General features: G+C 64.7%; 20 protein-coding genes. 12 read left to right on the top strand and 8 right to left on the bottom strand.

Annotated elements, in window-relative coordinates; translation table 11 throughout:
* The first annotated feature begins 46 nt into the window (after window positions 1-46).
* Both F600_RS30150 and F600_RS31535 read left to right on the top strand, forming a co-directional pair.
* Window positions 47-667, top strand: coding sequence for a TetR/AcrR family transcriptional regulator (locus F600_RS30150; RefSeq protein WP_018159784.1), 621 nt, complete (start codon window positions 47-49; stop codon window positions 665-667).
* Between the two features lie 131 nt (window positions 668-798).
* On the top strand, window positions 799-945 hold the full coding sequence (locus tag F600_RS31535; protein WP_156024443.1) for a hypothetical protein: 147 nt from the start codon (window positions 799-801) through the stop codon (window positions 943-945).
* 9 nt (window positions 946-954) lie between these two features.
* On the opposite strand, the gene F600_RS0106485 is transcribed toward F600_RS31535, so the two are convergent.
* Window positions 955-2,166 carry a pyridoxal phosphate-dependent aminotransferase gene (locus F600_RS0106485; RefSeq protein WP_026306234.1) on the bottom strand — a complete coding sequence of 404 codons (1,212 nt, stop codon included), beginning with the start codon at window positions 2,164-2,166 and terminating at the stop codon, window positions 955-957.
* Between the two features lie 106 nt (window positions 2,167-2,272).
* Between F600_RS0106485 and F600_RS0106480 the strand changes: the two genes are divergently transcribed.
* Entirely contained in the window at window positions 2,273-2,833 is a 561-nt protein-coding gene (locus tag F600_RS0106480) for a winged helix-turn-helix transcriptional regulator (protein ID WP_040630653.1), read from the top strand.
* Here the strand turns inward: F600_RS0106480 and F600_RS0106475 are convergent.
* Window positions 2,830-3,609, bottom strand: a complete 780-nt coding sequence (locus tag F600_RS0106475; RefSeq protein WP_018159781.1) for an alpha/beta fold hydrolase — start codon at window positions 3,607-3,609, stop codon at window positions 2,830-2,832. The two genes, F600_RS0106480 and F600_RS0106475, sit on opposite strands and share 4 nt — an antisense overlap.
* 88 nt (window positions 3,610-3,697) lie before the next feature.
* Here F600_RS0106475 and F600_RS0106470 point away from each other — a divergent pair, with 88 nt between their 5' ends.
* The 4 genes from F600_RS0106470 (at window position 3,698) to F600_RS0106455 (ending at window position 8,729) form a co-directional block, all read left to right on the top strand.
* Window positions 3,698-5,473, top strand: a complete 1,776-nt coding sequence (locus F600_RS0106470) for a GNAT family N-acetyltransferase (RefSeq protein ID WP_018159780.1) — start codon at window positions 3,698-3,700, stop codon at window positions 5,471-5,473.
* An 18-nt stretch (window positions 5,474-5,491) separates the two neighbouring features.
* Window positions 5,492-6,115, top strand: a complete 624-nt coding sequence (locus F600_RS0106465; protein ID WP_018159779.1) for a cysteine hydrolase family protein — start codon at window positions 5,492-5,494, stop codon at window positions 6,113-6,115.
* A 68-nt stretch (window positions 6,116-6,183) separates the two neighbouring features.
* On the top strand, window positions 6,184-7,809 hold the full coding sequence (gene pruA, locus F600_RS0106460; RefSeq protein WP_018159778.1) for an L-glutamate gamma-semialdehyde dehydrogenase: 1,626 nt from the start codon (window positions 6,184-6,186) through the stop codon (window positions 7,807-7,809).
* Complete coding sequence (locus F600_RS0106455; RefSeq protein WP_018159777.1) at window positions 7,809-8,729, top strand: proline dehydrogenase family protein; 921 nt, start codon at window positions 7,809-7,811, stop codon at window positions 8,727-8,729. The genes pruA and F600_RS0106455 overlap by 1 nt, the downstream gene beginning before the upstream one ends.
* Here F600_RS0106455 and F600_RS0106450 read toward each other — a convergent pair whose 3' ends face one another.
* The 3 genes from F600_RS0106450 to F600_RS27190 form a co-directional block, all read right to left on the bottom strand.
* Window positions 8,730-9,188 (bottom strand): peroxiredoxin, encoded by a 459-nt coding sequence (locus F600_RS0106450; RefSeq protein WP_018159776.1) that lies wholly within the window; start codon window positions 9,186-9,188, stop codon window positions 8,730-8,732. It lies immediately after the preceding gene.
* A 106-nt stretch (window positions 9,189-9,294) separates the two neighbouring features.
* A complete protein-coding gene (locus F600_RS0106445; protein WP_018159775.1) occupies window positions 9,295-10,893 on the bottom strand; it encodes a flavin-containing monooxygenase in 1,599 nt (532 codons plus the stop codon).
* 50 nt (window positions 10,894-10,943) lie between these two features.
* Entirely contained in the window at window positions 10,944-11,588 is a 645-nt protein-coding gene (locus F600_RS27190) for a TetR/AcrR family transcriptional regulator (protein WP_081628737.1), read from the bottom strand.
* Window positions 11,589-11,752: 164 nt separating this feature from the next.
* On the opposite strand from F600_RS27190, the gene F600_RS0106435 reads away from it, so the two are divergent.
* Window positions 11,753-12,649 (top strand): NADP-dependent oxidoreductase, encoded by an 897-nt coding sequence (locus F600_RS0106435; protein WP_018159773.1) that lies wholly within the window; start codon window positions 11,753-11,755, stop codon window positions 12,647-12,649.
* Window positions 12,650-12,667: 18 nt separating this feature from the next.
* Here the strand turns inward: F600_RS0106435 and F600_RS32100 are convergent, their stop codons facing one another.
* The 3 genes from F600_RS32100 to F600_RS0106420 form a co-directional block, all read right to left on the bottom strand.
* Window positions 12,668-13,048 carry a hypothetical protein gene (locus F600_RS32100; protein WP_018159772.1) on the bottom strand — a complete coding sequence of 127 codons (381 nt, stop codon included), beginning with the start codon at window positions 13,046-13,048 and terminating at the stop codon, window positions 12,668-12,670.
* Between the two features lie 78 nt (window positions 13,049-13,126).
* Window positions 13,127-14,080: a 2,3,4,5-tetrahydropyridine-2,6-dicarboxylate N-succinyltransferase gene (gene dapD / locus F600_RS0106425; protein WP_018159771.1), complete on the bottom strand. Its 954-nt coding sequence runs from the start codon at window positions 14,078-14,080 to the stop codon at window positions 13,127-13,129.
* 60 nt (window positions 14,081-14,140) lie between these two features.
* Window positions 14,141-14,359, bottom strand: a complete 219-nt coding sequence (locus F600_RS0106420) for a DUF4332 domain-containing protein (protein WP_018159770.1) — start codon at window positions 14,357-14,359, stop codon at window positions 14,141-14,143.
* A gap of 114 nt (window positions 14,360-14,473) precedes the next feature.
* Between F600_RS0106420 and dapE the strand changes: the two genes are divergently transcribed.
* The 4 genes from dapE to F600_RS0106400 are packed head-to-tail and all read left to right on the top strand — an operon-like array spanning window position 14,474 to window position 17,445.
* The gene (dapE, locus tag F600_RS0106415; protein ID WP_018159769.1) at window positions 14,474-15,544 is read left to right on the top strand and encodes a succinyl-diaminopimelate desuccinylase; all 1,071 of its coding nucleotides are present in this window, start codon (window positions 14,474-14,476) and stop codon (window positions 15,542-15,544) included.
* On the top strand, window positions 15,544-16,050 hold the full coding sequence (locus F600_RS0106410; RefSeq protein ID WP_026306233.1) for an OsmC family protein: 507 nt from the start codon (window positions 15,544-15,546) through the stop codon (window positions 16,048-16,050). Before dapE ends, F600_RS0106410 begins: the two co-directional genes overlap by 1 nt.
* 28 nt (window positions 16,051-16,078) lie before the next feature.
* Window positions 16,079-16,870, top strand: coding sequence for an LOG family protein (locus F600_RS0106405; protein ID WP_018159767.1), 792 nt, complete (start codon window positions 16,079-16,081; stop codon window positions 16,868-16,870).
* Entirely contained in the window at window positions 16,864-17,445 is a 582-nt protein-coding gene (locus F600_RS0106400) for an LOG family protein (protein WP_018159766.1), read from the top strand. Before F600_RS0106405 ends, F600_RS0106400 begins: the two co-directional genes overlap by 7 nt.
* Window positions 17,446-17,463: the final 18 nt, after the last annotated feature.

Genomic DNA, 17,463 nt, shown 5'->3' with positions numbered 1-17,463 from the left:
TGCTTCTTAAACCAGATGCTTCCTAATTTGAGCTAAGCTGTCAAGTGTGACCTCGGACCTCGTTCGGACCTGGAAGGGCGAATCGCCCCAGGAGCGCGTCGATTCGCGGCGCAAACGGCTCATCGATGCGGCCATCGATCTGCTTGGCGGAGTCGAGGGCGGTCAGCTGACCATGCGGGCGGCGTGCCGCGAGGCGGGGCTCAGTCAGCGGTACTTCTACGAAACCTTCACTGACCGTGATGAATTGGCGGGTGCGGCGTACCAGGCCTGTTATGCCGCAATGCTGGCCGGCATCGCCGAGGATGCGGGTGGGTTCGGGACTGTCGAGGATCGACTCCATGCCTCGTTCCGTGCGGTTGTGACCGTGATCGAGCGAGATCCGCGGATCGGCCGAATCATGTTTCGGGAGGCGCAGACCGACGATGCGGTTCGCGTGCATGCCGAGCGCGCCCTGCGGGAGTTCTTCGGCGGACTCGTGGGATCTCTGCCGGAATCTGACGTCGCTGAACCGCGTCGGCGCGAGTGGACGACGACCTACCTCATCGGCGCGCTGTTCCGGCTTTTCGACGAATGGATCGCCAGCGGAATGCCCGATGGCGATGCCTTCGTCGACTTCTGCAACTCGTCGTCGATCGCGACACTGCGAGCCGGCGGGTTGCTTCGATAAACGCACTCTCCACCGATCGGCGGAGGGTTGTTTCCCCTGGCTGAGGGCCCATTGCGGGGATCTGGCGGGTGGTGCTCACGCGCGACAGTGAGTGGGTCAAAGAAACACACACTCAGATAGGAACCACTTCGATGACTACCACCACTGCACCCGCCTCCCGCCTGGCACTGCGCCGCGAGTCCTTGCGGGCTCTGACCAACGACACCCACAGCGGACGCTCCGCGTCCTATGGCTCGTGGGGAACGTGCCCGACGGGGTCGATTTCGTACAGCGGGTGACGCGCCCGCTTACTGCTTGTACGTCGCCAGGAAGCGACCGATCCGCTCGATGATCGCCTCGAGGTCGTCGGCGTGCGGCAACGTGACGATCCGGAAGTGATCCGGCTTGTGCCAGTTGAAGCCAGTGCCCTGCACGATGTGGATCTTCTCCTGCAGAAGCAGATCGAGGACGAACTGCTCGTCGCTGTGGATCGGGTACACGTTCAGGTCGATCTTCGGGAATGCGTACAGCGCACCCTTTGCCTTGACGCACGAGATGCCGGGGATGGCGTTGAGTGCCTCCCACGTGCGGTCGCGCTGCTCGCAGAGGCGACCGCCCTGTGCCGTGAGATCGAAGATGCTCTGGTGTCCACCAAGTGCGGCCTGAATCGCCTGCTGCGCAGGAACGTTCGCGCACAGGCGAAGGCCGGCCAGCATGGTGAGGCCCTCGATGTAGTTCTCGGCGTTGTGGGTCGGTCCCGTGATGACGAGCCAGCCCGAGCGGAAACCAGCGGCGCGGTAGTTCTTGGACAGGCCCGAGAACGTCATGACGAGGACGTCCGGCGCGAGCGTCGCGGTCGCGGTGTGCGTCAGTCCGTCGTAGTAGATCTTGTCGTAGATCTCGTCCGAGAAGACGATCAGGTTGTGGCGGCGGGCGACGTCGAGGATCTGGCGAACGACCTCGGGGGAGTAAACCGCGCCGGTCGGGTTGTTCGGGTTGATGAGCACGATCGCGCGGGTGCGGTCGGTGACCTTCGACTCGATGTCGGCGACGTCCGGGTTCCAGTCGGCCTGCTCGTCGCAGATGTAGTGAACGGCCCGGCCGCCGTTGAGGTTGGTCGCTGCGGTCCACAGCGGAAAGTCGGGAGCGGGGACGAGTACCTCATCGCCGTTCTCGAGCAGCGCAGTCATCGCCATCATGATCAGCTCGGAGACGCCGTTGCCGATGAACACATTCTCGACGTCGACATGGAAGAGGCCGAGCGTCTCGTAATACTGTGCGACCGCCCGGCGAGCCGAAAGCAGTCCCTTTGAGGAGGAGTATCCGCTCGACGCGGGCAGAGTTCGAACCATGTCGCGCAGGATTTCCGCCGGCGCCTCGAATCCGAAGGGGAGCGGGTTGCCGGTGTTGAGTTTCACCACGTGGTGTCCCTCGGCTTCGAGTCGCGCCGCGTGCTCGGCCACCGGTCCACGGATCTCGTAAGACACCCCGGCGAGCTTGCTCGACTGCTTGACCTGCATCGACATTCCTTCCTCACGGCACCCTCGGCGGGCAACGTTGACCACCTTACTTGGAAATCCCAAGTTTGCACTTTGATTTTCCAAGTAATTGGTTAGAGTGGGTTGTGTGTCACGTCGGAGCTATGACCATTACTGCACGGTGAGCCGCGCCCTCGATCTCGTCGGCGATCGGTGGAGCCTGCTCGTTGTGCGGGAATTGTGTGCTGGCCCGCGGCGGTACAGCGACCTGTTCGCCGATCTGCCCGGCATCAGCACGGACATGCTGGCCGCGCGACTCAAGGATCTCGAACGCGATGGCATCCTGACCCGCTCGAAAGTCGGACCCCGTGCGACGACGGCTCAGTACGAATTGACCGAGGCCGGGCAGGCACTTCGTCCGGTTCTCGAGGCACTGTCGGCCTGGGGTGTCGATCACCTGGGGGACCGGCGGCCGACGGATGCCATCCGTGCGCACTGGTTCGCGATCCCATTGGGACCGCATGTGGCCAAGCTCGTTCCGGATGGCGGTTCGGTGACCGTCCGGGTCGCCGATGCGACGATGCACTATTTGGTCAACGACGAGGTCGTCTATCGCGAGGGGCCCGCGGACCATCCCGACCTCGAACTCCAACTCGAGGTCGACCAGGTCATCGAGGTGCTGCGCGGACGGATGCAACTGACGAGCTAGCCCCGGCGGGCGACGTCCTCGCTCAGAATCTGGGGCCACGTCTCGACGTCATCCGGCGTCGACGCCACGGTCAGAGTCGCGTTCGGAAGTAGCGCGGCCAGGGATTCCGCGGTGGACAGCGGGTGTCCCGGATCGTCGATCCACGCCAGGATCGTCGTCGGTGCGTCGATACGAGTGATGGCTTCGGGCGCGGGCAGGTCACTGAGTGCCGCACCGCGAAACAAGGACGGGAGCAGAGCGTCGGGAACGTCAGGGACCGTCTCGGGCACGCCGACCTGTGCGGGCGGCGGCGCGATCAAGCGCGAGGCGGCGATCAATGCGTCGACGCCCTCTGACTCGATGAGGTCAGCCGCGGCCCGATAGTGCGCCGCCTGTGCCGGACGGGTCTCCCACGCGGTCGCCGGGACCATCAACGTGAGCCCCGCGAATCGCTCTGGTTCGCGGGCCGCGGCGTGCAGCAGCGTGGCGGTACCCATCGACGGGCCAACGCCGTGGACCTGTTCGCCGGGGAACCATTTTTCGAGAAGTCGCAGCAGGTCGTCCGCGAGGACGGTCCATCGATAGTCGCTAGGGACCTTCCGGCCCGTCGACTTACCGTGGCCGCGAGCGTCGTAGCGCAGTAGCCGAGTTCCATGGAGACCGCGGCCGAGATCGAGGTTGAGGAGGCGATCGCGCGCGCGGCTCGACGTGAGGCCATGCAACTGAACGACGGGGTGGCCGCCCTCATCGCTGAGGGAAACCGCGAGCTCGGCTCCCGGAACCGCGAAAGTGGCCATGAGGCTCCTCCTTTCGTCATCGATCGAGTCACCTCGCGCGACCGTGGCGCAAGACCTTTTAGGCTAGCGGGGGCGCTAATCTACTGCCATGCGGCTGACAAACGTCACGCATCTGCGGCTTCCGTTCGGTCGACTGTGGGGCTACGACGTCACTGCGTCTGCCCTCGGTCGCCGCCTTTCGGTGTCCTTCGACCAACGTCTTCATGTCGGTCGGGGAGACCGACCCGGATCCTGGATGGCGCTATCGATTCGGCTGCCGATGCCGGTGGCCCGCGAAGTGCTGGCCGACGCCTGGCTCGCCGTCATCGCGCGTCATGGCACCTTGCGAACGGCGTTCGTCCCCGGTCCGGATGGCGATCCAGAGCTCTACGAGATCGACATCGGGCCTGGCGCGTGGGCCGAACACGAGATCGCCGCCGGGCAGGCGGTCAACGATGCGCTACGAGTCGTGCTCGACTCCTACTGTTCGCCCTATCGTCGGCCCTCACACCGGCTGTGTGTGTTGGAGACTGCCGCCGGGCTCACGGTCGTGATCGCCGCCGACCACTCCCATGTGGACATGTGGTCGCTGCTCGTGCTGGCGCGCGACCTGCTGTCGATGCTCACCAAAGCGAAAGACGGACAACCACTCGAAGCGGGACGGGCGCCGGCGTTCGTTGAGCACACGCAGGCCCTCATCGAGCTATTGGATGTTGGCGGGGTGCCCGACCACGTGCGTCACCGGTGGGCCGACATCATCAACGACAGCGGCGGGGTCATGCCGAGGTTCCCGCTGCCACTCGGCGCACCGGAACCGCAGCCCGAGCGCGTCGAGGTGCGTGACGTGTTCGACCTCGACGACGGTGCGGCCTTCGCCGCGCAGGCTCGCGATGACGGTGTCTCGACACTGGCTCTGGCCGTCGTCGCAATGACCGCCGTGACTCGCGAGTTGGCCGGCACCCCGCTGCGCGCGGTCTTTCCCGTGCACAGCCGCTTCGACCACAATTGGCACGATTCGGTCGGCTGGTTCATCACCAACTCGGTGCTCGAGTCGGCGGTCGCCGAGCCGCGTGCTGCCGCGGCCGCCGTCAAGGAGGCTGTTCAGCTGGGCTCGTGGCCGCTCGCGGATGTCCTGGCGCCGTGGGGTGGCATGCCCGTGGCGCCGGGGATGTTCGCGATTTCCTGGCTGGACCTGCGAAGGCTGCCCGTGCGAATCGACGCCGCTGGACTCCGCGCCCACACCGTGAGCGCCACGATCAAGACCGATGGCGTCATGCTGTGGTTCATCTTGGATGAATCCGGGCTGCATCTGAGATGTCGATATCCGGACACGGTCGAAGCTCGACGCAACGTCGGCACGTGGCTCGACCTGCTCGTCGCCCGACTGCAGTCGAATGCGCGCTCCTCGGTTCGCGGACTGCTGCGAGTGTCCGGCCGAACCTTCCGCGTGGAACGGGCCAGGCGCGACGACGTTGCGGCGATCGCCGCACTGCTGTCCGACGATGAGTTCGGCCCGATTCGCGAGACCGCCGAGCTCGAACGCTATGAAGCGGCCTATGACGTCGTGGTGCGCAACGAGTCCAACTACCTCGGAGTCGTCCTCAACGGTGCCGACCGGATCGTGGCGACGATGCAGTTGACGGTCATTCCAGGTCTCACTCGGGGTGGCTCGACCCGGCTTCAGATCGAAGGGCTACGCGTGGCGGCCGCGGAGCGCTCGCGCGGCCTCGGCACGGCAATGCTCGAGTGGGCGCACGACTACGGGCGGGCGCACGGTGCGCAGTTGGCGCAGGTGACCACGGACGAAGTCCGCGAACGGGCGCGGGCCTTCTACCGCAAACACGGATATGAGACCGGCCAGGTTGGGCTCAAACGCCGCCTGTAGGCGCGATACGGTCGGCACATGCCGGATTACACCGAGCCGCACTGGCAATCGGCCGCACTCGTCATCATCGATGTGCAGCGGGACTTTCTCGACGACGGCGTCATGCCGGTCGCCGGAACGTCGGGTGTTCTTCCCGAACTCGCTCGGCTGGTGACGGCGTTCCGTGCCGCCAGCCTCCCGATCTGCCACGTCGTGCGTTTGTATGTGCCCGGCGGTTCCGACGTCGACTTGCTGCGTCGGGCACAGATCGAAGGCGGCGCGCACATCGCGGCGCCCGGGTCGGCAGGGGCCGAGTTGCCCGTGGAGTTGCTCGACGTTCCGCTCGACACCGAGGCTCTCCTTCGCGGAGAACTGCAACAGGTCGGGCCACGCGAAATCATCATGTTCAAGCCCCGCTGGAGTGCGTTTCATCGCACCCACCTGCAGGAATGGCTCGAACAGAACGGCTGCGACACGGTCGTCGTCGCCGGGTGCAACCTGCCCAACTGTCCACGGGCGACCTTGTTCGACGCGAGCGAGCGCGACTTTCGAGCGGTGCTCGCGACTGACGCCGTGTCCCAGGTGACCGCCGAACGGCTCGGCGATCTCGCGCGGATCGGCGTGAAACTCATGGCTGCCAAGGACATTGCTGCCGAACTCTGAATGACCGGTCCGGTCTGCGGCGCTACTCTGGCAATTGAGCAGGCTGGTTCTCCCTTCAGGAGGCGACCATGGACTCGATCACGCAGGTTCCGGCCCCGCGCAATGAGCCGCCGAATTCGTACGCGCCGGGAAGTCCCGAACGGTCCCGGCTGATGTCCAAGCTCGCGGAACTCAAAGCGAATCCCATGGATCTGCCGATGATCATCGGCGGCAAGCAAGTGCACGGAGCGGGCCAGCGGATTTCCGTGGTCCAGCCGCATGATCACCGGCATGTTCTCGGCACGATCACCAACGGGACCCACGCTGATGCGACGGCGGCCGCACACTTCGCGAAGGACGCGGCACCAGACTGGCGTCGGCTGCCCTATGACGCCCGCGCGGCCATCCTCCTTCGTGCCGCTGACCTCGCCTCCGGTCCGTGGCGCGAGACGCTGGTTGCCGCGACGATGCTCGGGCAGTCGAAGAGTGTGTTCCAGGCCGAGATCGATGCGCCGTGCGAACTCGTCGACTTCTGGCGGTTCAACGTCGCGTTCGGTCGCGAGATTCTCGCGCAGCAGCCGGAGTCGGCGCCGGGCTTCTGGAACCGTCTCGACTACCGACCGCTCGAAGGCTTCGTCTACGCGATCTCGCCGTTCAACTTCACCGCGATCGCCGCGAACCTACCGACCGCCCCGCTGCTCATGGGAAATACCGTCGTCTGGAAACCCTCTCCGACACAATCGCTTTCGGCGTTCCTCACGATGCGGCTACTGGAGGAAGCGGGACTGCCGCCGGGTGTGCTGAACCTCGTGACCGGTGATGGGCAGGACCTTTCCGAGGTCCTCCTCAACGACCGCGATCTCGCGGGAATCCATTTCACCGGTTCGACCAAGACGTTCCGCCACTTGTGGCAGGAGGTCGGCAACAACCTCCCGAACTATCGCGACTACCCCCGGATCGTCGGCGAGACCGGCGGTAAGGACTTCATCGTCGCGCACGAGTCGGCCGACCCGGCGGCCTTGCAGACCGCGCTCATCCGCGGTGCGTTCGAATACCAAGGTCAGAAGTGCTCGGCGGCGTCGCGCGCCTACATTCCACGCTCGCTGTGGCATCGCATGCGGGATTCGCTGCTCGCGGAGACGGAGTCGATCTCCTATGGCGACGTCAGCGACCTACGTCATTTCGGCGGGGCGCTCATTGACCAGCGCGGCTTCGACAAGAACGTCGCCGCGCTAGACCGGGCTGAGTCGTCGCCTGCTGTTCTCGTCCACGGCGGCAGATACGACGACTCGGACGGTTTCTTCGTCTGGCCCACGATCCTCGTGTCCGAGGATGCCGACAACGAGTGCTTCTCCACCGAGTACTTCGGCCCGATCCTGTCCGTCTACGTCTACGACGAACCGTTCGCGGACATCCTGGCCCTCGTCGATCGGACCGCGCCTTACGCGCTGACCGGCTCGATCTTCGCGCAGGATCGGGCGGCCGTAGAGCAGGCCGCGCAAGCGCTGCGGTACACGGCGGGCAACTTCTACATCAACGACAAGCCGACGGGTGCGGTCGTGGGGCAGCAGCCGTTCGGCGGTTCGCGAGCCTCGGGCACCAACGACAAGGCCGGCTCGCCGTTCAACCTGCTGCGGTGGGTCTCGCCTCGGACGATCAAGGAGACGTTGGTCCCGCCGACCGATCACCGATACCCGCACATGCAGGCACAGTGATGGAGCTCAACCCGTTACGGCCCGCTCTCCTCGCCGCCTCGAAGTCCGGATTGCTCAAGCAGGTCGCGACGCACACCCCGCTGACGAAGTCGGTGGTCGAGCGATTCGTCGCGGGGGAGACGCGGCCGGATGTCCTGCGGGCCTGCGATTCGCTGTTGGCGTCCGGACGCCGGATCTCCGTGGATTTCCTCGGGGAGAACGTGACGACTGAGCGCGGTGCGAACTCGACTGCGGCCGAATACGTCGAACTCATCCGCGATCTGGCGCGGTTGCCCGCTTCGGACGGCGCGCTTGAGGTGTCGGTGAAGCTGTCTGCACTCGGACAGTCACTCGAGCGGGTGGGGGAGCGAGTGGCGACCGAGAACCTCACTGCAGTGTGCCGGGCCGCCGAGAAATCGAAGGTGCTGGTCACGGTCGACGCCGAAGGCCACGACAGGACCGATTCGACGCATCGAATCGTGCACAGCATTCGCCGGGAGTTTCCATGGCTGGGAATCGTCCTGCAGGCCTACCTGCGGCGGTGTGAAGCTGACTGCGCGCGATTCGCGGGGCGCGGTTCGCGGGTTCGGCTCTGCAAGGGTGCCTACCGGGAACCGCCGTCCGTCGCATATCAGGAACGTGATCAGGTGACCGGCTCGTATCTGCGTTGCGCGGACATCCTCATGCGTGGTGACGGCTATCCGATGATCGCCTCGCACGACCCGAAAATCATTGCTGCCATGCAGAACTCGACCCGCGCGTTCGAGCATCAGATGTTGTTCGGCATTCGGAACGACGAGCAACTCCGCCTGGTTGCCGCTGGTCGGTCGGTTCGCGTCTACGTGCCCTACGGCAAGCAGTGGTACGCGTACTTCATGCGGCGCCTTGCCGAACGACCGGCGAATCTCACGTTCTTCCTGCGAGCCCTCGCCGGGCAGTGACTACTTCCCGAGCGCCTTCAGCGCACGGTCGGCGTGCACGTTCATGTCGATCTCAGACGCGATGATGTCGGCGATCGTGCCGTCCTGTGCGATCGCGAAGGTCATGCGCTTGGGCGGCAGACCGAGCGCGCCGAAGAGCCCGCCACGACTTGCGCCGTAAGCGCGCGCAACTGCCCCGTCGACATCCGCGAGGAGGGGGTAGTCGAGGCGGTGCTTGGCCGTCCAGTCCGACTGCTTTTGCACATCGTCGCGACTGATTCCGACGCGCTGAACGCCGGCTTCGGTGAATTCGCCGGCAAGGTCGCGGAAGTGGCAGGCTTCCTTCGTACAGCCGGCCGTGAATGCTGCGGGGTAAAAGAACAAAGCCACCGGTCCGTTGGTCAACAGATCCGACAGCTTGCGAAGCTCGCCGTCCTGGTCAGCGAGTTCGAAGTCGGGTGCCAGGTCACCTATGCGCATAGAACCAAATTGGCAGGAAGCTGACAGAAATGCAGTGACTGGGAGCACTGTTGCCGCGCGTTCCCGATCACATTTGTCTCCGAGTCAATTAGTTGGGACGAGTCAATTAGACGTGACGCGACAGCCATCGGCCTGGTGCTCCCGCCTTGTTCGCGAGCTGGTTCGCGACGCCGGGGAGCTTGAACCCGCCGATGACAATCCGATCGCCGTCGGCGTCGTGTCCGCGGAATTCGAGAACACCGTCTTCAAGCGGGTTGTAGCGCAACGCGACGTTGTCACGGATGTAGTCCTGCAACGCCTCCCATGGCCGGCCCTTGCCCTGCTTCGGCATCTCGGACGCCGCGCGCGCGATGTAGCCGGACTTCAGCTTGGCGCCCATGACCGTCGCGTCCGTCCGGTCCTCCGGGCGTCCGTGCGCAATGAATGTCGTGAATCCGTTGTCCCGCATGTAGTTTGCGAGGCGGCAGAAGTAGACGGCGACCAAGTCGGACTTGAGTGTCCACGACATGTTGATGTAGCCGATGACGATCACCGCATTGGGGATGCTCTCCGCGAGGGCGCCCTTGTAGAGGAGGCGATCCCCGAACCCGACCTTCTCGCCGTCGACGAACACCTCGCCGCCGCCGAGAAGCTGGATGTCGAGACCGGTCGCCGTCACGACGATGTCTGCCTCGATCTTCTCGCCGCTCTTGGTGATGATTCCGTCTTCGACGAACTTCTCGATGTGATCGGTGACGATGTCTGCCTTGCCGCTCTTGAGGGCCTTGAACAGGTCGTTGTCCGGGACGAAGCAGATGCGCTGGTCCCACGGCTCGTAGGTCGGCGTGAAGTGCTTGATGTCGACCTTGTCACCGAGTGATACCTGGTTCATCAGCCGGATGGCGCTCTTCATCACCCGCGGTGCGCGGCGCGCGATGTTGTACATCGCCGTCTGCAGCACGACCTGGCGGGGGCGTCCAAGGATGTACGCGATCTTGTCGGTCCCCGGTATGACGTCGATGCCCGGAAGGTTTTCGATACCGACCGCAATGGGGTCCTTGCCGGGAATCGGCATGATGTAGGTCGGGGAGCGCTGCAGCATCGTGACGTGCCCGACCTTGTCGACCATGTTCGGAATCAGCGTGACCGCAGTCGCGCCGGATCCAATCACGACGACCTTCTTACCCGCGTAATCGAGGTCTTCCGGCCAGAACTGCGGGTGCACCCACTGCCCCTTGAAGTCCTCCTCGCCGGGCCAACTCGGGCGGTAGCCCTTGTCGTAGTTGTAGTAGCCGGTACAACCGGCGATGAAGCGACTCGTGTACGTGTCCTTCGCGCCGGTGGCCTCGTTGACCACTTCCACGGTCCACAACTCGTCGGCGCTCGACCAGGATGCCTTGGTGAACTTCAGTCCGAAGTGGACGTTGTCCAACACGCCGTACTCGTTGGCGGTGTCTTCGACGTACTGCCGGATGGCCGCGCCAGGGGCCAGCATGTGGGTTCCGGTCCACGGGCGGAACCCGAACCCGAAGGTGTACATGTCGGAGTCGGAGCGAATGCCGGGGTATTTGAAGAGGTCCCACGTGCCGCCGACGCGCTCGCGGCGCTCGATGATGGCGTACGACAGGCCAGTCTCTTCCTTGATAAGGCGGCACGCCATTCCAATGCCCGAGAGACCGGCTCCGAGAATCAGAACGTCGAAATGCTTTGTGCCCTTATCGCCCACGGCATCCTCCTGAGATTGAGCATCGATGTTCACGCTAGTTGTGTTGTGGGTCACATGTGGGTCGGTTCCGCAAGGAAGGTCCGGCTTCCTGCGTGCTTGTTGGTGCTGGCCAGACCGCCGATCAACGTGCGTGCTGCGAAACGAACGAGATCTTCGAGGGAATTGGCATGCATCACCCGTCGGCTCGACGTGAACTGTTCGGCGAGGCCGTTCATCGTTGCCCACATGAGGGCCGCCGCTTGGTCGCTGTTGACCTCTGGTGGAACGTGCGCCTCGACGGCCGCGCGCAGCAGTGCGATCGCGCGCCCGGTCGATTGGACGAGACGGCCGCCGACCTCCGGGTCTTTACGCAACGGGCTCGACATGACTTCGACGACGTCGAGGTTCTTGCCGAAGATCCGGTACAGCTCGACGTAGTCGTCCGCGATCGAGACGAGCAACTCTTCAAGATCGGAGCAGGTGTTCAGCGCTGCTTCCAAGGTGTCTGCGAACCGGTCGGTGCGGTCGGCGTAGAGCGCCGCGAACAGCGCTTCCTTGGTTGGGTAATACGTGTACACCGTTCCGGGACTGATGCCTGCACCGCGTGCGACGTCACGCATCTGGAGCGCTGAATACCCTTGGCGCGTAATGAGTTCACGCCCGGCGGCGAGTATGTCTCGGCGCCGGGCGTCACGATCACCCCACCTGGTCGCCATTGACCCTCCGGAACGAACATCTGATTCTGAACCGTGTTCAGAATGAACCTAGATCAGACTTGCATTTCACCGTGATTGGGTCAAGTCGTCCCATCGGGTGTGTGATTCGCCTGACGTCACGGACTCGACATCCTCTGCGTTCGAGCGGGTGGTAAACCAAGACCATGCGTGCAATCACCTACCACGAACATGGCGGCCCTGACGTTCTCGAGCTCACCGAGGTCCCCACTCCCGAGCCCAGCGGCAAGGAAGTCCTCGTCCGCGTGCGTGCGGCCGGTGTCAACCCCTTCGACTTCAAGGTCCGTGCCGGCGCGATTCCGGGACTGCCGTCGAAGTTCCCCTCGACGCCGGGCTCGGAGATCGCCGGCGTCGTCGAGGCGGCGGGCCCCGATGCCGAGTTCGCCGTGGGCGAGGAGGTCTTCGGCTGGTCCTCGACTGGCGGATACGCGGAGTACGCGCTCGGCTGGAAACTCGCTCGTAAGCCCGAGGGATTGAGCTGGGCGGATGCGGTGGCGATCCCGATTCCGGGTGAAGCCGCGACGCGTGCTCTCGGGCTTCTCGACCTCAAAGCGGGGGAAACCCTCCTCGTCCACGGTGGTTCCGGAAACGTGGGCGGCTTCGCGGTCCAGCTCGCGGCCAGTCGGGGCGTGACCGTCGTGGGCACATCGGCGCCCGGCGACGAGCAGATCGTCGCCGACCGAGGCGGAATCGGAGTCGCCTTCGGAGACGGGCTCGTGGAACGTGTTCGCGCGGTGGCACCCCACGTCGATGCCGTACTCGACGCGGCTGGTCATGGCGCGGTGGATGTGTCGCTCGAGCTGCTCGCGGCCCCGATTCGTCTCGTGTCCCTCGTCGACCCCAAGGCGGCGGAGGTCGGCGGAATCTTCACGACAACCGGTTCGCCCAACCCGGCCGAGCTCATCGGCGAGATCGCTGACCTCGTCGCGACCGGCAAGATGAGAATGCTTCCGGCGCGGGAGTTTCCGCTCGCCCAAGCGGCGCAAGCGCAGGCCGCGGGGGAAGCTGGAACGGGTGTCGGAAAGATCGTGCTGGTGCCGTAGCCGTTAATCGGCCGTCGGTCAGGACTCGAGTCGGTCAATCACTGTCGTGAGTAGCCCGACGATCTGCTGGTGACCGGCGGCCGTGGCGTCGAGTTTCGCGCGCATCTCGGCGAAGCCGTGGTTCATCTTGGCGAACTCGCCATCGATCGCCGTGCACCGCGCTTCGACCGAGGCGAACCGCTCGTCGACGGAGGCGAATCCCTCGGCAACCCGTTCACGCAGGTCGGCGAGGTCCGCTCGGGTTGCGTTGTGAAGCTGCTGGTTCAGCCGGCGATATTCACGAAACTCGGTCCGGACATCGTGAACGTCGCGGTCGGCGCCGGCCGCGAGAACTCGTGCAGCCGCGGCATCTTCGCGGGCACGGCGGATGTTGTGTTCGAGGCTGTCGTCGTCGGGCACTCAATCAGGCTACGAGTCGTTCGCAGTCCGCGAAAGCATGTCGTCGCGTCCTGTGGATAACTCAAAGACCTCGACGGATCAGTCGTTCGCGTGCAGCGCCGCGTTGAGCTCGATGCCCGTGCCGGTCTTCGAGACGACCTCGACCGCGCCCGACACCGAGTTACGGCGGAACAGCAGGTTGTTCTTGCCGCTGAGTTCCTTGGCCTTGACCGTGGAGCCGTCCGGCAGCGTCACCTTGGTGCCGCCGGTGACATACAGGCCCGCCTCGACGACGCAGTCGTCACCGAGCGAGATGCCGACGCCGGAGTTCGCGCCGAGAAGGCTGCGCTGACCGACGCTGATGACTTCCTTGCCACCGCCGGAAAGCGTTCCCATGATCGAGGCGCCACCGCCGACGTCCGAGCCGTCGCCGACGACGACACCTGCGGAAATGCGGCCTTCAACCATCGACGTGCCCAGCGTGCCGGCGTTGAAGTTGACGAAGCCCTCATGCATGACGGTCGTGCCGGAAGCGAGGTGCGCACCGAGCCGGACGCGATCGGCATCGGCGATGCGGACGCCGCTCGGGAGGACGTAGTCGACCATGCGGGGGAACTTGTCGACGCCGTAGACAGTCACCCCACCGCGGATCTTGAGGCGAGCGCGAGCGGTCTCGAAGCCGTCGACCGGGCAGGGTCCGAAGTTGGTCCACACGACATTGGCGAGGTGCCCGAACTGACCGTCCAGGCTGAGGCCGTGCGGCGCGACAAGACGGTGCGAAAGAAGGTGCAGCCGCAGGTACACATCGTGCGCGTTGATGGGAGGTGCGGAGAGGTCGGCGATCGTCGTCCGCACCGCGATGACCTCGACGCCGCGGGCGGCGTCCGGGCCGACGAGCGGCTGCAACTCGGTGGGGATGTTGTCGCCGGTCAGCAGCAGCGTGCTGGTCTCGGTGAACTCGCCGAGTTCCGGCGCGGGGAACCACGTGTCGAGGACGGTCCCCTCGGCAGTGATGTTGGCGATTCCGACGGCAGATGCTCCCTGTGCACTCACGAAGGAAAGCCTACTGGGATGAGGCCATCCTTTGTCGATGACCTCGTCCCGCGAGCAGGGCTACTTGTTGTAGACGGCCTTGGCCTGGTCGATCCAGTCCTGGACCTTCTCGGCGGAGAGAGCGACGACCTTTCCGTGCTTGGTCTCGATCGTCTCGAGCAGGTTGTCCGCCTTGCGATGCTGGAGTTCCTTGATCGAGTCGACACCGACTTCCTTCAGGATCTCGGCGTACTTCGGCCCGATGCCGTTGATGTCTGCGAGGTCGTTGGCGACGCCCATGGACTTACTGCCTTTCCGTTGGCTTACGTTGAGGTGCGATGTTCACTTTTCCGGTGGTCGCCGCAGTTCGTCGTCGTGTTAGCCGGAAATTAATCTGGCTATTAACCTGACTAAATGCCGACTTTGGACCTGCTTTGCGATCCGGTTGATCTCACTGCCGCGCTGGTGGACATTCCCAGTGTTTCGCTCAACGAAACTCAAATTGCCGATGCAGTTGAGCAGGCGATTCGCGCGCAGGCACCACGGTTGGAAGTCATCCGCAACGGCAATGCCGTTCTGGCACGGACGAATCTGGGACTCCCAACCCGCGTGATGCTGGCCGGGCATCTGGACACCGTCCCGATTGCGAATAATGTCCCCAGTTCTCGGACCGCGGGAATTATGCACGGCTGCGGAACTGTCGATATGAAGTCCGGCGACGCGGTTTTCCTCCACTTGGCGGCATCGATCGACAACCTCGCGCACGACCTCACCGTCATCATGTACGACGCCGAGGAAATCGCTGCGGAGTTCAACGGCCTCGGTCGCATCGAACGTGAGCACCGCGACTGGCTCGACGCGGATCTCGCGATTCTGGGTGAGCCGACCGACGGTCTCATCGAGGCCGGCTGCCAGGGGACGATGCGCGCTCGGATCAGCGCCTCCGGCCGCCGCGCACACTCGGCTCGATCGTGGCTGGGCGACAACGCGATTCACAAACTCGGCGCGGCGTTGGAGCGGTTGTCGGCCTATTCAGCCCGGGTTGTCGACATCGACGGCTGCGAATACCGGGAGGGCCTGTCTGCGGTGCGCATCGAAGGGGGAGTGGCCGGCAACGTCATTCCCGATGTCGCCACTCTCGACGTGAATTTCCGGTTCGCGCCGGACCGTAGCCAGGAACAGGCCGCCGACCACGTTCGCGAGGTCTTCGACGGGCTTCCGGTCGAGGTGACGATCACCGACTCGGCGCCGGGCGCTTTGCCAGGACTCAACGCTCCCGCGGCGGCCGCGTTGGTGCAGGCGGCGGGCGGTGTCGTGCGGGCGAAGTTCGGCTGGACCGACGTCTCACGCTTCGCCGCACTGGGCATTCCGGCGGTGAACTTCGGGCCCGGCGATCCGAACCTGGCGCACACGCGTGAAGAACACGTTCGAACCACCCAGATCACCGAGGTCACCGCCGTGCTCCGCGCATTCCTGGAGAAGTGATGCAGGCAGACGAGTTACGAGCACTGCAGAGCCCGCTCAAGGAGCAGTACCGGGCCGAGCCCACGTCGGCGCTCATCACGCTGCATGCCGATGGCGACCTCGACGACCTGTCGATCGCCTGCAACGTGGAGACCGGCCGAGCGATCGTAGCGGCCGGCCTGCACCCCGCGACCGGCGGCGACGGCAGCCTTGCGTGCTCCGGGGACATGCTGCTGCAGGCGCTCGTAGCGTGCGCGGGCGTGACAATGCGCGCGGTGGCGACGTCGTTGGGTATCGAACTGCGCAGCGCTCACCTGCGGGCCGACGGTGACCTCGACTTCCGCGGCACCCTCGGCGTCGACAAGACCGCTCGCGTCGGATTCCAGGACATCCGCCTCACCTTCGACCTCGACACCGATGCGACCGATGACGAGATCGCGACGCTACTGAAACTGACCGAGCGCTACTGCGTCGTCCTGCAGACGCTGCGGAATTCACCAACGCTTGAAGCGACCGTCAGGCGGTAGAGCCCAGTGCGCCGTTAGCCTGTGCATCATGACCTCTGATGGGACGTCGGCGAGCAAACCCAAGTACCGCGGTCCGATCATGCTGCGGCGCAACCGCAAGATCGAGTCGTCGACAACCGACCAACGGCTGCTGGATCAGCGTGGCTCGGCCGATTGGTTGCACACCGACCCGTGGCGCGTCCTGCGGATTCAGAGTGAGTTCGTCGAAGGTTTCGGTGCGCTCGCGGAGGTGCCGCGCGCGGTGACGGTGTTCGGCTCGGCCCGCACCCCGGAAGACCATCCCGAATACGAGGCTGCCCGGCAACTGAGTGCCGCACTCGCCGCCGCCGGTTATGCGGTCATCACCGGCGGCGGCCCCGGCGTCATGGAGGCCGCCAACCGGGGAGCCAGCGAAGCTGGTGGGTTCTCGATCGGACTCGGCATCGAGCTGCCGTTCGAGCAGGGGCTCAACGAGTGGGTCGACCTCGGTATCAACTTCCGGTACTTCTTCGCGCGCAAGACGATGTTCGTCAAGTACTCGCAGGCGTTCGTCTGCATGCCCGGCGGATTCGGCACGCTTGACGAGATGTTCGAAGCATTGACGCTCGTCCAGACGCGGAAGATCACGCGATTCCCGATCGTGCTGTTCGGCTCCGAATACTGGGGTGGACTCGTCGAGTGGATCCGGACGTCGGTGGTCAACGGCGGCAAGGTCTCACCGGCCGATGTCGAACTCATCACCGTCACCGACAGCGTTCAGGAAGTCATTGATGTCATCGAGCGCTCCCGGCAGGAGCCCGAGATCGACGATGGTGTGACCGGACATGAGGACAAGTGGTGACGTCGGATCCCCGGGAGCGGAGCCTGCGGAGCGACCAAAGTCCACTGTCCGTCTGCGTCTACTGCAGCAGCGGCACCACCGACCCCGACAGCCTGGCCGTCGCGCGCCGCATCGGTGCGGGAATCGGAAGGCGCGGTTGGCAATTGGTGTCCGGGGGCGGCAACGTCTCGATGATGGGGATGCTGGTTCACGCCGCCCGTGAGGCTGGTGGCCGAACGGTGGGAGTCATCCCGCATTCGCTCGTGCACCGCGAACTCGCGGACACCGAATCAGACGAGCTCATCGTCACCGAGACGATGCGCGAGCGCAAACAGATCATGGAGGACCGTGCCGACGCGTTCGTGATCCTGCCGGGTGGTCTGGGCACTCTCGAGGAGATGTTCGAAATCTGGACCGGAGCGCTGCTCCAGATGCATGACAAGCCGGTCGTTCTGCTCGATCCGCACGGGCACTACGACGGACTGCTCGACTGGCTCAAGACACTCTCGGCGACTCGGTTCGTCTCCGATTACGCACTGGACCTTCTGACCGTGACGCGGACAGTCGACGACGCGCTGGCTGCGTGCGTCAAGTGAACACGTTCTGCGGCAAGC

This window comes from Smaragdicoccus niigatensis DSM 44881 = NBRC 103563 (genome assembly GCF_000380645.1).
Classification (GTDB): Bacteria; Actinomycetota; Actinomycetes; order Mycobacteriales; family Mycobacteriaceae; genus Smaragdicoccus; species Smaragdicoccus niigatensis.
Note: the sequence above shows the minus strand (reverse complement) of the source record. Positions and strands in the feature narration are given on the sequence as shown.

Coding starts and splice junctions, on each gene's coding strand:
- F600_RS31535 (WP_156024443.1), top strand. CDS start 799: ATGACTACCACCACTGCACCCGCCTCCCGCCTGGCACTGCGCCGCGAG.
- F600_RS0106485 (WP_026306234.1), bottom strand. CDS start 2,166: ATGCAGGTCAAGCAGTCGAGCAAGCTCGCCGGGGTGTCTTACGAGATC.
- F600_RS0106475 (WP_018159781.1), bottom strand. CDS start 3,609: ATGGCCACTTTCGCGGTTCCGGGAGCCGAGCTCGCGGTTTCCCTCAGC.
- F600_RS0106470 (WP_018159780.1), top strand. CDS start 3,698: ATGCGGCTGACAAACGTCACGCATCTGCGGCTTCCGTTCGGTCGACTG.
- F600_RS0106465 (WP_018159779.1), top strand. CDS start 5,492: ATGCCGGATTACACCGAGCCGCACTGGCAATCGGCCGCACTCGTCATC.
- pruA (WP_018159778.1), top strand. CDS start 6,184: ATGGACTCGATCACGCAGGTTCCGGCCCCGCGCAATGAGCCGCCGAAT.
- F600_RS0106455 (WP_018159777.1), top strand. CDS start 7,809: ATGGAGCTCAACCCGTTACGGCCCGCTCTCCTCGCCGCCTCGAAGTCC.
- F600_RS0106450 (WP_018159776.1), bottom strand. CDS start 9,188: ATGCGCATAGGTGACCTGGCACCCGACTTCGAACTCGCTGACCAGGAC.
- F600_RS27190 (WP_081628737.1), bottom strand. CDS start 11,588: ATGGCGACCAGGTGGGGTGATCGTGACGCCCGGCGCCGAGACATACTC.
- F600_RS0106435 (WP_018159773.1), top strand. CDS start 11,753: ATGCGTGCAATCACCTACCACGAACATGGCGGCCCTGACGTTCTCGAG.
- F600_RS0106420 (WP_018159770.1), bottom strand. CDS start 14,359: ATGGGCGTCGCCAACGACCTCGCAGACATCAACGGCATCGGGCCGAAG.
- dapE (WP_018159769.1), top strand. CDS start 14,474: ATGCCGACTTTGGACCTGCTTTGCGATCCGGTTGATCTCACTGCCGCG.
- F600_RS0106410 (WP_026306233.1), top strand. CDS start 15,544: ATGCAGGCAGACGAGTTACGAGCACTGCAGAGCCCGCTCAAGGAGCAG.
- F600_RS0106405 (WP_018159767.1), top strand. CDS start 16,079: ATGACCTCTGATGGGACGTCGGCGAGCAAACCCAAGTACCGCGGTCCG.